We start from the raw sequence: 13,403 nt of genomic DNA on the forward strand, positions 1-13,403 counted from the left end.
TACGTCTGCTATCTCAAGCTCTTAATCTATACTCACTCCTGCGGAGGCATTTGCAAAAGCGGTCACGCCAGGTAAATGCGCTCAGAGCTTAAAAGGCTTAAACAACTAAAATATTTTAATTTGGTCTGGAGATAACTAATGAAATTAACCGATTATGTCTATTCCGCGTTGATTGGTTTTGTCGCCAGCTGTCGTTCTATGACGCCGATGGCAGCTATCGCAGCGGCACGGGTTTCCGGGCGCGATACCCCGGGCCGTCTCTTGCTGCTGGATCGCCCGCTATTTAAGTTCGGCGCGCTGGCAATGGGTGTCGGTGAACTTTTTGGTGACAAGATGAAATCAGCGCCAGATCGCACCGTGTTTTTGGGTTTATCTGCACGCGTAGCCAGCGCGGGGATTGCGGGTGCTGCGTTAGCCCCTGATGGCAAAGAAAAAGCTGGGGCAGCCATCGCTATCTCTGCCGCTGTGCCTCTTGCGTACGCGACGCTTGCGGCACGAAAAAGGGCCATGACCGAAATAGGACAGACCAGAAGTGGTCTGATTGAAGATTCGCTTATTGTTGCTCTCGGAGCCGCAGTGGTTTTCCTCGCAACGCGCTCACATCGGACTTAGAGGCATTCGGCACCTAAAAGAGGAATTCCGACAAGCAGTCTTCAAGGGGTGAACGACTGCTTCTGACACGGAATATAAATTTTACACCCCGACAGTGATTTTGTTACTATACCCCCCTACAGTATAGGAGGGCGTATGCCACACTCACCCGAAGATAAAAAGCGCATCCTTACCCGTGTTCGCCGCATTCGTGGCCAGGTCGACGCCCTCGAGCGGGCGCTGGAGTCGGGCGAACCCTGCATCGCAATACTGCAACAGATCGCCGCCGTGCGCGGGGCTGCTAACGGCTTGATGGGCGAGATGGTCGAAATTCACCTCAAAGATGAACTGGTCAGCGGCGAGACGACGCCAGACCAGCGCGCGGTAAGAATGGCAGAAGTCGGCCATCTTCTTCGCTCTTATCTAAAATAATTATTACTGTTCACATAAGGGAAGAGACTCTATGAAATCACGTGCGGCTGTTGCTTTTGGGCCAGGTCAACCACTGAAAATTGTTGAAATCGACGTAGCACCACCGAAGAAAGGTGAGGTGCTGGTCAAGATCACCCACACCGGCGTCTGCCACACCGATGCGTTCACCCTCTCCGGGGACGATCCGGAAGGCGTCTTCCCGGCGGTGCTCGGCCATGAAGGCGGCGGCGTTGTGGTGGAAGTGGGTGAGGGCGTGACCAGCCTGCAACCCGGCGACCACGTTATTCCTCTTTATACTGCCGAGTGCGGCGAGTGTAAGTTCTGTAAATCCGGTAAGACCAACCTCTGCCAGGCCGTGCGCGCCACCCAGGGCAAAGGCCTGATGCCGGACGGCACCACCCGTTTCTCCTACAACGGCGAGCCGATCTATCACTACATGGGTACCAGCACCTTCAGCGAATACACCGTTTGCGCGGAGATCTCACTGGCGAAGGTCAACCCGCAGGCACCGCTGGATAAAGTCTGTCTGCTGGGCTGCGGCGTTACCACCGGTATCGGCGCAGTGCACAACACGGCGAAGGTGAAAGAGGGCGATAACGTAGCGGTCTTCGGCCTCGGCGGCATTGGTCTGGCGGTGATCCAGGGTGCGGTGCAGGCGAAAGCCGGACGCATTATTGCCGTCGATACCAACCCGGAGAAGTTCAAGCTGGCAGGCGAGATGGGCGCAACCGACTTTATCAACCCGAACGACTACGATAAGCCGGTGCAGGATGTCATTGTCGAGCTGACCGACGGCGGCGTGGAGTTCAGCTTCGAGTGTATCGGCAACGTTAACGTTATGCGCGCGGCGCTGGAGTGCTGCCACAAAGGCTGGGGCGAGAGCGTGATCATCGGCGTCGCTGGCGCAGGTCAGGAGATCCGTACCCGTCCGTTCCAACTGGTCACCGGTCGCGTCTGGCGCGGCTCCGCCTTTGGCGGCGTGAAAGGCCGTACCCAGCTGCCGGGCATGGTTGAAGATGCGATGGTTGGTAAAATCGACCTCGATCCGTTCATTACCCACCGTCTGCCGCTGGATCAGATCAACGAAGCGTTTGACCTGATGCACGAAGGCAAATCCATCCGTACCGTTATCCATTTCGGCGATAACTGATCCCACTGCCGGCGGTTTAGCCGTCGGCAGCTTTTTTAATGTGCGAATCTGTGACCGAGTTGGCGCTTTTAGACATAAGATAAATCTTATGGCTGCCGATGACTATCTGACAGGCGTGTAATTACGCATCTTACAATAAGAGAGTCGATAGCCATGGATAAAACAGCAGCGATGCACAAACCGCAGACAGTTGGCTTTTTACATCATATCCGCTTAGTACCCCTTTTCTCCGCCATCCTCGGCGGTATCCTTCTGCTTTTTGCTCTGAGTTCAGGGCTGGCAGGCTACTTCCTGATGCAGGCCGATAGCGACCAGCAGGACGTTACCGCCGAAATTCAGATCCGTATGGGGCTGTCGAATAGCTCTAACCATCTGCGTACTGCGCGAATTAACATGATCCATGCCGGGGCGGCCAGCCGTATCGCGGAGATGGATGACATGAAACTCAACATTGCCGAGGCAGAGAAGCGTATTGGCCAGTCGCAGGAGGGCTTCAATGCCTATATGAACCGCAGCGTGAAAACGCCAGCCGATGAGGCGCTGGATGGCGATCTCAAGGCGCGGTTTGATGCCTATATCGCCGGGCTACAGCCGATGCTGAAGTATGCCAAAAACGGCATGTTCGAGGCGATTATCAACCATGAAAACGAGCAGGCCCGAGGGCTGGATAGCGCCTACAACGATGTGCTGCTGAAAGCCATTCAGATCCGCACCGAGCGGGCGAATAAACTCAGTGAGCTGGCGCACCAGCGTGCGCAGCTGGGGCTGATGTTTATGGCAGGCGCGTTTGTGCTGGCGCTGATTTTGACCCTTATTACTTTTGTCGTACTGCGTCGTATCGTAATCAATCCTCTCCAGCGCGCGGCACATCGCATCGAGCTGATTGCCTCCGGCGATCTGACCCATGCCGATGAGGCTACCGGACGCAGTGAAATTGGTATCCTGAGCCGCGACCTGCAAAAAATGCAGCGCTCGCTGGTGAAAACTGTGGGCACGGTGCGCCAGGGCGCAGAGGAGATCTATCGTGGGACCAGCGAAATCTCGGCGGGCAATACCGATCTCTCATCGCGTACCGAACAGCAGGCGGCGGCTATCGAAGAGACCGCGGCCAGCATGGAGCAGTTAACCGCCACCGTGAAGCAGAACGCCGATAACGCCCATCACGCCAGCAAGCTGGCCGGGGACGCGTCCGGTAAGGCCACTAAAGGTGGGCAGATTGTCTCCGGCGTTGTGCAGACCATGGGCAACATCTCTGCCAGCTCGAAGAAGATCTCGGAGATTACCGCCGTGATTAACAGCATTGCTTTCCAGACCAATATTCTTGCGCTGAACGCGGCGGTAGAAGCGGCGCGCGCGGGCGAGCAGGGCCGTGGCTTTGCGGTAGTCGCCAGCGAGGTTCGTACCCTGGCTAGCCGCAGCGCCCAGGCTGCGAAAGAGATTGAGGGGCTGATCAGCGAGTCGGTGACCCTAATTGAGCGTGGTTCCGGCGAGGTGGTTGCCGCAGGGGATACGATGGGCGACATCGTTGCGGCGGTAAAACGCGTTACCGATATCATGCAGGAAATTGCCGCAGCGTCCGACGAGCAGAGTCGCGGCATTGAACAGGTTAGCCAGGCCATCACCGAGATGGATAACGTTACCCAGCAGAACGCCTCGCTGGTGGAGGAGGCGTCAGCCGCAGCGGCGTCGCTGGAAGAGCAGGCGGCACGTCTGACCGAGGCGGTAGGCACCTTCCGACTCAAGCAGGGCAGCCAGGCGCTGGAAGAGAAACCCGCAGCGACAAAACCCTTTACGCCATCGCGTCCGGCGCTGGCCAGCGGCGATAACTGGGAAACGTTCTAATTTCACCAACCTTTGGGGGCCGCAAGGCCCCCTTTTTTTATCGCTTATTTACTGTCAGGCAGCGCATAGGCAATGATGTAATCCCCGCGATCCGGAGACTGACGTGCGCCCCCCGCGTTAATCACAATGTACTGCTTGCCGGTTTTCGGTGACTTATAGGTCATCGGGCCGGACTGGCTGCCTACCGGCAGACGCGCTTTCCAGATCTCGCTTCCCGTCGCGGTATCAAACGCGCGCAGATAGAAATCCTGGGTACCGGCAAAGAAGAGCAGGCCGGACTGGGTAGAGAGGGACGCGCCCAGGGTCGGCATACCGATCGGGATTGGCATATGCATGCGGATCCCCAGCGGGCCGGTATCCTGCACCGTACCTACCGGAACCTGCCATACCAGCTTGCCGGACTTCAGATCGACAGCGGACATGGTGCCAAACGGTGGCTTCTGGCACGGAATGCCCAGCGGAGAGAGGAAGCGTTCGCGCATCGCACCGTACGGCGTCCCCTCCATCGGCACAATCCCCATCTCGATACCGCTGGCGTTTTTCGCTACCTTCGCGCGCGGCACCATGTAGTTTGCCAGTCCCAGACGCATGTCGTTAACAAACATCAGGCCGTTGTTGGGATCGACCGAAACGCTGCCCCAGTTCATGCCGCCAAGCGACCCTGGGAACTGCAGGGAGCGGTCGAGGCCCGGCGGGGTGAAGACGCCTTCGTGACGCATCGCTTTAAATTCGATACGGCAGATCAGCAGATCGATAGGGGTGGCACCCCACATGTCTGATTCAGTCAGCGTCTGGTTGCCGATCATCGGCATTCCGACGGAGAAGGGCTGGGTCGGAGAGTAACGCTCGCCTTCGACGTTGCCTGCCGGAACCGGACGCTCCTCTACTTTCGCCACCGGCTCGCCGGTTTCACGGTTGAGCATGAAGATCATGCCCTGCTTGCTAGTCTGCACCAGCACCGGCGTCGTGCCGCCTTTGCCGTCAGGCAGATCGTAGAGCAGCGGCTGGGCAGGCAGGTCAAAGTCCCACAGATCGTGATGGGTGGTCTGGTAGTGCCAGCGCACCTGACCGGTGGTGGCATCGACGGCGACGATCGATGAGCTGTACTTGTCATCCAGCGCGGTGCGCTCCCCGGCGAAGAAGTCTGGGGTAGCGTTGCCGGTCGGGAGGTAGACCAGGTTCAGCTTGGCGTCGTAGGACATGGCCGACCAGACGTTAGGTGTCCCACGGGTGTAGGTCTGACCTTCCGGCGGCAGGCCGGTGATCGCCGGATTACCCGGATCCCACGCCCACGCCAACTTGCCGGTGTGCACGTCATAAGCACGTACCACGCCAGGCGGCTCGCCCGTGGAGTAGTTATCCGCCACGCGGCCGCCAACGACCACCACGTTACCCGCCACCAGCGGGGTGGAGGTTTGCTGATAGTAGCCTGGCTTCACGTCACCCATGCCGACGCTGAGATCGACCACGCCGTTGCTGCCAAAGTCTGCGCACGGCTGGCCGTTATCGGCATTGATGGCAATCAGGCGAGCATCGGTGGTCGGCAGGAACAGACGACGGGCACAGGCTGCGGGCTGCGCAGCGGGAACGGGCACGGCCTGCGCATCTTCGTAATAGCCGAGGCCACGGCAGCGCTGCCAGTTTGGCGCAGTGGCTTTGCTGTCATAGCGCCACTTCTCTTTCCCGGAGTCGACGTCCAGCGCCAGCACCTTGCTGTACGGCGTACAGACGAACAGCGTGTCACCAATTTGCAGCGGCGTGTTCTGATCTTCCGCGCCGGAGCCGTTGCTCTGCGGGATATCGCCGGTGTGGGCTACCCACGCCACTTCCAGCTGGTTCACGTTCTGCTTGTTGATCTGATCCAGCGCGGCAAAGCGGTCGCCGTGGGTGGTGTTACCCCAGTGTTTCCAGTCCGTCTGCTGGCTACCTTCCGCCACCGGCTTCACCGGCACGGCTTCGTTGGCCGTTACCAGCGTCTGCGGTTTGAACATCCAGCCTGCGCTCACCAGCAGCACCAGGGCAATCACGCTCGCAAGGCCGAAGGCCGGCTTTTTATTGGCGGAGGCGGTTAGGAACGGCCAGAGCAGAGCGGCAAGGAAGGCGAGTACGCCAAAGGTAAAGAGCCGTGAGAACAGCGGCCAGAAGTCCCAGCCCGCGTCGCTGACGGCCCAGATCGCCGAGGCGATAAAGGCCAGCGCATAGAGCATGATGCCGCTGGTGCGGTTTTTAATGATTAATAGTGCAGAGATCAGCATCGCGACGCCCATGATCAGGAAGTAGGCGCTACCTCCTAACGAGACGAGTTTGATACCGGGAATACCAATAGCCAGGCCGATAATTATCAGAAGCCCGGCCAGAAGCCACTTCAGGATACGACCGATCCCGTGCGGCGTGCTGCCAGTTGCCATGTCACTCTCCTAAAACCGATCTGGTTCACGCGAATGAACCAAAAGGGTAATTTAAACAGGGTTTGCCTTGTAAGGTAGGGTTTTAAATCCGCCGTATCGTTATTTTATGAACCATATGGTGAATTCCGCAACATGATAGATCTGTTAAATTGTTTTACGCAATTGTTAAAAAATAATTTGGCACGTTTTGTGAGCGGCAAACAAAACGCCCGTCACATAAACGGGCGTTAGGAGAGGGAGATGAAGGGTTAAGCGATGCGCAGAGTAGGCTGGGTTTGGGCCCTGGTCACGCGGACCGGAATTGATTTTGAAGTCGGCGTGCCGGTACCGTCCCCGGTGCGGGAGAGAGGAACCAACGGGTTCGTCTCAGGATAGTAGGCCGCCAGGTTACCGCGCGGGATGGCGTAGGCTACCAGCTTGAAATCCGTAACCTGACGCACAATACCGTCATCCGCCTCGGTGGTGATATCGACCCGATCGCCATCCTGTAAGCCCAGCGCCGCAATATCGTCTGCATGCATAAACAGCACCTCGCGCTGACCGTAAACGCCACGGTAGCGATCATCCAGCCCGTAGATGGTGGTGTTGTACTGATCGTGGGAGCGCAGGGTTTGCAGAATAAACGGCGCATCCTCCCGCACGGAAACCGGCAGCGCCGCGGCGCTGAATTCGGCCTTGCCCGACGGCGTGTTAAACGTCAGCTCGGCGGCGGCGTTGCCGAGCCAAAACCCACCTGGCAGATCGCAGCGGGCGTTAAAGTCGGCAAAGCCGGGGAGGGTAGCGGCAATGTGATCGCGGATCAGACTGTAATCATCCGCCAGCGCCAGCCAGTTCACGGCGGTATCGCCAAGCGTGGCGTGGGCGATGTTAGCGATAATAGCCGTCTCCGAGCGCTGGGTTTTCGCCAGCGGTTTGCCGATCCCTTCGGAAGCGTGAACCATGCTGAAGGAGTCTTCTACGGTGATAAACTGTCGGCCGCTGGCCTGGATATCTTCCTCCGTGCGCCCCAGCGTCGGCAGGATCAGCGAGGCTTTACCGGGCATCAGGTGGCTACGGTTGAGCTTGGTGCTGATGTAGACCGTCAGCCCGCAGCGGCGCAGCGCTTCGCAGGTGCGCGGCGTATCCGGCGCGGCGGCAGCGAGGTTGCCACCGAGGGCGATCAGGACCTTAACCTCATCCCGCAGCATGGCGTTGATGGCATCGACGGTGTGATGGCCCGGCCTGCGCGGCGGCTCGAAGTTGAAGTGCCGGGCGAGGCTATCCAGCAACACGGCAGGAGGCTTTTCATCAATGCCCACCGTACGGTTGCCCTGCACGTTACTGTGGCCGCGAACCGGGCAAAGGCCCGCTCCGGGTTTACCGAGATGGCCGCCGAGCAGCTGCAGGTTGGTGATCTCCCTTACGGTGTCGAGAGAGTGTTTGTGCTGGGTAATGCCCATCGCCCAGGTGCAGATCACTTTTTCGGCACGCTGCCAGATACCTGCCGCCTCGCGAAGCTGCTGCTCCGTCAGTCCAGACTGCTCAACCAGCGTTGCCCAGGGGGTGGCATCGATTTGCGCAAACCATGCCTCAATGCCCTGGGTGTAACGGGTGATGAACGCCTCGTCAAAGATCCCGGGCTGGCCGTCGGCCTGCCGCTGACGGTGGGTCTCCAGCAGCGCCTTCGCCATGCCGCGCACCGCCGCCATATCGCCGCCAAGGTTTGGCTGATAGTAGGAGGAGCTGATGGTGCCCGCTTTCGGCGTGATCACCTCCAGCGGCTTCTGCGGATCGGCGAATCGCTCCAGCCCGCGCTCGCGCAGGGTGTTGAAGGTGACGATGCTAGCCCCGCGATCGGCGGCGTGGCGCAGGCTATGCAGCATACGCGGATGGTTAGTGCCAGGGTTTTGACCAAAGACGAAGATTGCATCGGCCCGATCAAAATCCTTCAGGTGTACCGTGCCTTTACCAACGCCGATGCTGCGCTTCAGTCCGGCACCGCTCGCCTCATGGCACATGTTGGAGCAGTCGGGGAAATTATTGGTTCCGACCATGCGGCCAAACAGCTGATAAATATAGGCCGCTTCGTTGCTGGCACGCCCGGAGGTATACAGCTCCATCCGATCCGGGTTATCCATCGCCTGGATATGTTGCGCAATCAGCGCCCAGACCGCGTCCCAGCTAATAGGCTCATAGCGGTCGGTAGTAGGGTTATAGCTCAGCGGCTCGGTGAGGCGCCCTTGATACTCAAGGAAGTAGTCCGACTGCTGGTTAAGGGCACTAACGGTGTGGCGGGCGAAGAAGTCGGCGTCAACCTGGCGACGGGTGGCCTCCCAGGTCACGGCCTTAGCCCCGTTTTCACAGAAGCTGAAGGTGCTTTTATTATCATCGCCCCAGGCGCAGCCGGGGCAGTCAAAGCCACGGGCCTTGTTCATGCGCAACAGATTGCGCATATTCTTCAGGGCGTTTTTGCTGTCGATGACGAAGCGGGTCGTCGCTTCCAGAGAGCCAAGCCCGCCGGCAGCGGCGTGGTATGGCTTGATGGCGGATTTAAATTTCATGCGTTCTTCCAGACGGCGGGTTGTTGCGGGCAAGGTTATACCTCTTCACAACAACCCATAATCAACAACGCGTTTTTATCACACAATTAACGTTATGTTTACCCTTTGCGCAACAACGGCGGCGGGAAGAGCGCTAAAGCGCACGTGGCGTTAAACCGGCATCGATTTCCGGATGGCGCTAAGCAGCGTTTGCGCCGCCGCCGAAAGTGGGGCGTCGATGCGGGTGATAATGCCAATCGGCTCGCCCGCGCCCTGGGCCGGGATCGGCAGCGCCGTTAGCGCACCCTGCTTGAGATCGTCCTTTACGGCGCCGGAAGGCACAAACCAGACGTAGTTATACTCGACGGTAAGCTGGCGGGAGAGCGAGGCAGACAGCGTTTCGATGCAGCCAGAAGGCAGGGAGCACCCCTGGGCCGCAAGCAGCGCCTCGGTGTGCTGGCGCGGGGCGGTGCCCTGTGGGGCGACCACTACTGGCCACTCCATCACGCGACTCAGCGTCACCGTATCTTTTAATAACGGGTGACGGGGATGGACCACCAGCTTCAGGGATTCTAAAAACAGCAGTTCGTAGTTCAGGCCGCTCATCATCTCTGGATCTGACATGCGGCCGATGCCGATATCCAGCTCGCCGGTTTTCAGACCGGCCAGCAGCATCGGGTTATTCATCGTGGCGACCTGAAGCGTGATGTGCGGCAGGTGGCGATGAAATTCGCCAATCGCCGGAGGCATAATGCCCAGCGCGGCGGTAGGCAGCGCGCCAACGCGCACCACGTCACTGTTCACGCCCTCTTTGTGGGACAGCGCCTGCCCGGCGGTATTCAGCGCGTCCAGCACCCGTACCGCATGGGTCAGGAACTGTTCGCCGACCACGGTGAGGTGCGCGCCCATCCGGCCACGATCGAATAGCCGCGTGCCGGTCAGCTGCTCTAGTTCGTTAAGGGTTTTCGACAGCGCGGGCTGGCTTAGGTTGAGCGTTTCTGCCGCGCGCCCCAGCGTTCCCTGTTGAGCGACGGCGACGAAGGTATGTAAGTGGCGCAAGCGGATGCGCTGACTGAAGAGACCATTTTTTTCCATAACCAATGTTAAAAACAGAGCGCAACCGCTGACAAGAAAAGTTATCTAAATTTGATAACCTGCTAGCAAAATATTATTAACATTTAACCGCTTTGCCCCACCGTCCGGGCGTTGCCCCCGCGCCTTGATATAATTTTTTGTTATGTAACTTATGCTTACACTCTTTGCCCCGATCACATTTTGTAATTATTTTCCGCGCCGGATAAGGACCTTCTCTACACTCCAGGTAGATGAAGGGGAGAAATGAGATTATGGCGTATACGATCACGGCTGATGAGATCCGGGAAGCATTTTCACAGGCTATGTCGGCCATGTACCAGCAGGAAGTTCCCCAGTACGGCACGCTGCTGGAGCTGGTAGCCGATGTCAATCTGGCGGTACTTGAGAACAACCCTAAGCTGCACGAGCAGCTTGCCAACGCCGATGAGCTGGCGCGCCTCAACGTCGAGCGCCACGGGGCGATTCGCGTCGGTACACCGCTGGAGCTTTCCACGCTGCGACGACTCTTTGCGGTAATGGGCATGCAGCCGGTAGGCTACTACGATCTCTCCGAGGCGGGGGTGCCGGTACACTCCACCGCGTTTCGCCCGGTTGATGACGAGGCGCTGTGCCGTAATCCGTTTCGCGTCTTTACCTCGCTCCTGCGACCCGAGCTGATTGAGAGCGAGTCGCTGCGCCAGCGCGCGAAGGCGATTCTGGCTAAACGTTCGATTTTCACCCCGCGCTGTCTGGAACTGCTGGACTGCTTCGAGCAGCAGGGGGGATTCACGGCGGCCCAGGCCAGCGAGTTTGTTCAGCAGGCGCTGGAGACCTTTCGCTGGCATCAGCATGCCACCGTTGACTACGACACCTATCACGCGCTGCACAGCGAACACCGGCTGATTGCCGACGTCGTCTGCTTTCCCGGCTGCCACATTAACCACCTGACCCCGCGTACGCTGGATATCGACCGGGTCCAGGCCCTGATGCCGGAGTACGGTATCGAACCGAAAGTGCTCATTGAAGGACCGCCCCGGCGGGAGGTGCCGCTCCTGCTGCGGCAAACCAGCTTCAAGGCGCTGGAGGAGCCGGTGCTGTTTGCCGGAGAGCACCGGGGAACCCACAGCGCGCGCTTCGGTGAGATCGAGCAGCGCGGCGTAGCCCTGACGCCAAAAGGGCGGGCGCTCTACGACAGGCTGCTGGCGGAGGCGGGCACCGGGAAAGATAACCTGATCCACCAGCATCACCTGCAGGAGAAGTTCAAAGCCTTTCCCGACAGCGAGCTGCTGCTGCGTCGCCAGGGGCTGGCCTACTTCCGCTACCGCCTGACGCCGACCGGAGAGGGCCATCGTCACGCCTTTGGCCCGGGAGACGATCCGCAGCCGCTGATCGAGCGCGGCTGGGTGGTAGCGCAACCCATCACCTACGAAGATTTTCTGCCGGTCAGCGCGGCGGGGATCTTCCAGTCCAATCTCGGCAATGAGACTCAGCAGCGTCAGCACGGCAACGCCAGCCGTGAGGCGTTTGAGCAGGCGCTGGGCTGTTCGGTACTTGACGAGTTTGCGCTTTACCAGGCGGCGGAGGTGCGTAGCCTGCGGCGCTGCGGACTGGTGTAAAACTCTCATTGGATTCTGCGACAAAGTTGTCTAGAGTGGGCGTGCTTTTATTGCCGCTGTTTCGCTTGCGGGCGGAGCGCTTACACACGACCAAAAGGACGTTTTCTCAGGCATGAACCGCAGACGTTTTTTAAAATCTTCTATGATACTGGCCGCTGCGAGCGGGACCTCAGGACTCGCCTCGCTCTTTTCCCGCGCTGCCTTTGCAGCAGAACCCGGCATTGCCGATGGTCAAAGCCATCGTTTTGATTTCTCTAGCCTGCAGGCGACGGCGCACGATCTGGCCCAAACCCCGTGGGGAGGCGCGCCGCGTGCGCTGCCCGAGACGCTCGCCACCCTGACACCGCAGGCTTACAACAGCATTCAGTACGATGCAAAGCAGTCGCTGTGGAACAACGTAGAGGGGCGACAGCTTGACGTGCAGTTCTTCCACGTGGGAATGGGCTTCCGCCGCCGGGTGCGCATGTTCTCGTTGGATCCGACCAGCCATCAGGCACGTGAGATCCACTTCCGTCCGGAGCTGTTTAACTACCACGATGCAGGCGTCGATACCAAACAGCTGGAGGGGCAGAGCGATCTCGGCTTCGCCGGCTTCCGCGTGTTTAAGGCTCCTGAGCTGGCTCGTCGGGATATCGTCTCCTTCCTCGGGGCAAGCTACTTCCGTGCGGTGGACAGTACCTATCAGTACGGCCTCTCTGCACGCGGCGTGGCGATCGACACCTTTACCGACACCCCCGAAGAGTTCCCGGACTTCACCTCGTTCTGGTTTGAAACGGCGAAACCGTCGGACACCACCTTTACCGTCTATGCCCTGTTGGACAGCCCGAGCCTGACCGGCGCATATAAATTCGTGATCCACTGCGAGCAGAACCAGGTGATCATGGAAGTGGATAACCGCCTCTACGCCCGCAAGGACATCAAGCAGCTGGGGATCTCGCCGATGACCAGCATGTTTAGCTGCGGCAACAACGAGCGGCGCATGTGCGACACCATCCACCCGCAGATCCACGACTCAGACCGTCTGGCGATGTGGCGGGGTAACGGGGAGTGGATCTGCCGCCCGCTCAATAACCCGCAGAAATTACAGTTTAACGCCTTTGACGATAACAACCCGAAAGGCTTCGGCCTGCTGCAGTTGGATCGCGACTTCTCCCACTATCAGGACGTGATGGGCTGGTACAACAAGCGCCCAAGCCTGTGGGTTGAGCCGCGCAACAGCTGGGGCAAGGGGAGCGTTAACCTGATGGAGATCCCTACCACCGGTGAGACGCTGGATAACATCGTCTGCTTCTGGCAGCCGGAAAAACCGGTCAAAGCCGGGGACAGTCTCGCCTTCCAGTACCGTCTCTACTGGAGCGCGCAGCCGCCGGTGCATACGCCGCTGGCCCGCGTGCTGGCGACCCGTACCGGTATGGGCGGCTTCCCGGAAGGATGGGCCCCAGGTGAGCACTATCCGCAGGTGTGGGCCCGCCGTTTCGCCATCGACTTTGCCGGGGGCAACATTAAAGATGCCGCCCCGAGGGGCATTGAACCGGTGATCACCCTCTCCAACGGTGAGGCGAAGCAGGTTGAGATCCTCTACGTCGAGCCGTTTGACGGCTACCGCATTCAGTTTGACTGGTATCCCACCAACGACTCCACCGATCCGGTGGAGATGCGCATGTTCCTGCGCTGCCAGGGCGAGGCGGTGAGCGAAACCTGGCTCTATCAGTACTTCCCGCCGGCACCGGACAAGCGCACCTACGTTGATGACCGCGTGATGCGCTAAGGT

Annotated in this window: 9 protein-coding genes; 6 read left to right on the forward strand and 3 right to left on the reverse strand. The window is 59.2% G+C overall.

The annotated features are described in order from the left end of the window. The first annotated feature begins 138 nt into the window (after window positions 1–138). The 4 genes from EV102420_RS08385 to EV102420_RS08400 all read left to right on the forward strand — a co-directional run bounded on the left by EV102420_RS08385 (window position 139) and on the right by EV102420_RS08400 (window position 4,015). On the forward strand, window positions 139–612 hold the full coding sequence (locus EV102420_RS08385) for a hypothetical protein (protein WP_042390887.1): 474 nt from the start codon (window positions 139–141) through the stop codon (window positions 610–612). A 135-nt stretch (window positions 613–747) separates the two neighbouring features. Then, window positions 748–1,023, forward strand: a complete 276-nt coding sequence (locus tag EV102420_RS21260) for a metal/formaldehyde-sensitive transcriptional repressor (RefSeq protein ID WP_072015216.1) — start codon at window positions 748–750, stop codon at window positions 1,021–1,023. 31 nt (window positions 1,024–1,054) lie between these two features. Then, entirely contained in the window at window positions 1,055–2,173 is a 1,119-nt protein-coding gene (locus EV102420_RS08395; RefSeq protein ID WP_042390891.1) for an S-(hydroxymethyl)glutathione dehydrogenase/class III alcohol dehydrogenase, read from the forward strand. Between the two features lie 153 nt (window positions 2,174–2,326). Beyond that, window positions 2,327–4,015: a methyl-accepting chemotaxis protein gene (locus EV102420_RS08400; protein ID WP_042390892.1), complete on the forward strand. Its 1,689-nt coding sequence runs from the start codon at window positions 2,327–2,329 to the stop codon at window positions 4,013–4,015. Window positions 4,016–4,059: 44 nt separating this feature from the next. Here EV102420_RS08400 and EV102420_RS08405 read toward each other — a convergent pair whose 3' ends face one another. The 3 genes from EV102420_RS08405 to EV102420_RS08415 all read right to left on the reverse strand — a co-directional run bounded on the left by EV102420_RS08405 (window position 4,060) and on the right by EV102420_RS08415 (window position 10,037). Next, window positions 4,060–6,423, reverse strand: a complete 2,364-nt coding sequence (locus EV102420_RS08405) for a glucose/quinate/shikimate family membrane-bound PQQ-dependent dehydrogenase (RefSeq protein ID WP_042390897.1) — start codon at window positions 6,421–6,423, stop codon at window positions 4,060–4,062. 248 nt (window positions 6,424–6,671) lie between these two features. Next, entirely contained in the window at window positions 6,672–8,963 is a 2,292-nt protein-coding gene (locus EV102420_RS08410; RefSeq protein WP_042390898.1) for an FdhF/YdeP family oxidoreductase, read from the reverse strand. A gap of 150 nt (window positions 8,964–9,113) precedes the next feature. Continuing rightward, window positions 9,114–10,037, reverse strand: coding sequence for a LysR substrate-binding domain-containing protein (locus EV102420_RS08415; RefSeq protein WP_042390900.1), 924 nt, complete (start codon window positions 10,035–10,037; stop codon window positions 9,114–9,116). Between the two features lie 251 nt (window positions 10,038–10,288). Here EV102420_RS08415 and hglS point away from each other — a divergent pair, with 251 nt between their 5' ends. Both hglS and EV102420_RS08425 read left to right on the forward strand, forming a co-directional pair. Then, entirely contained in the window at window positions 10,289–11,632 is a 1,344-nt protein-coding gene (gene hglS, locus EV102420_RS08420) for a 2-oxoadipate dioxygenase/decarboxylase HglS (RefSeq protein WP_042390902.1), read from the forward strand. Between the two features lie 112 nt (window positions 11,633–11,744). Then, window positions 11,745–13,400, forward strand: coding sequence for a glucan biosynthesis protein D (locus EV102420_RS08425; RefSeq protein WP_042390904.1), 1,656 nt, complete (start codon window positions 11,745–11,747; stop codon window positions 13,398–13,400). Window positions 13,401–13,403 lie beyond the last annotated feature (3 nt).

The organism is Pseudescherichia vulneris NBRC 102420 (assembly GCF_000759795.1).
GTDB classification, from domain to species: Bacteria; Pseudomonadota; Gammaproteobacteria; order Enterobacterales; family Enterobacteriaceae; genus Pseudescherichia; species Pseudescherichia vulneris.

Coding starts and splice junctions, on each gene's coding strand:
- EV102420_RS08400 (WP_042390892.1), top strand. CDS start 2,327: ATGGATAAAACAGCAGCGATGCACAAACCGCAGACAGTTGGCTTTTTA.
- EV102420_RS08405 (WP_042390897.1), bottom strand. CDS start 6,423: ATGGCAACTGGCAGCACGCCGCACGGGATCGGTCGTATCCTGAAGTGG.
- EV102420_RS08385 (WP_042390887.1), top strand. CDS start 139: ATGAAATTAACCGATTATGTCTATTCCGCGTTGATTGGTTTTGTCGCC.
- EV102420_RS21260 (WP_072015216.1), top strand. CDS start 748: ATGCCACACTCACCCGAAGATAAAAAGCGCATCCTTACCCGTGTTCGC.
- hglS (WP_042390902.1), top strand. CDS start 10,289: ATGGCGTATACGATCACGGCTGATGAGATCCGGGAAGCATTTTCACAG.
- EV102420_RS08410 (WP_042390898.1), bottom strand. CDS start 8,963: ATGAAATTTAAATCCGCCATCAAGCCATACCACGCCGCTGCCGGCGGG.
- EV102420_RS08395 (WP_042390891.1), top strand. CDS start 1,055: ATGAAATCACGTGCGGCTGTTGCTTTTGGGCCAGGTCAACCACTGAAA.
- EV102420_RS08425 (WP_042390904.1), top strand. CDS start 11,745: ATGAACCGCAGACGTTTTTTAAAATCTTCTATGATACTGGCCGCTGCG.
- EV102420_RS08415 (WP_042390900.1), bottom strand. CDS start 10,037: ATGGAAAAAAATGGTCTCTTCAGTCAGCGCATCCGCTTGCGCCACTTA.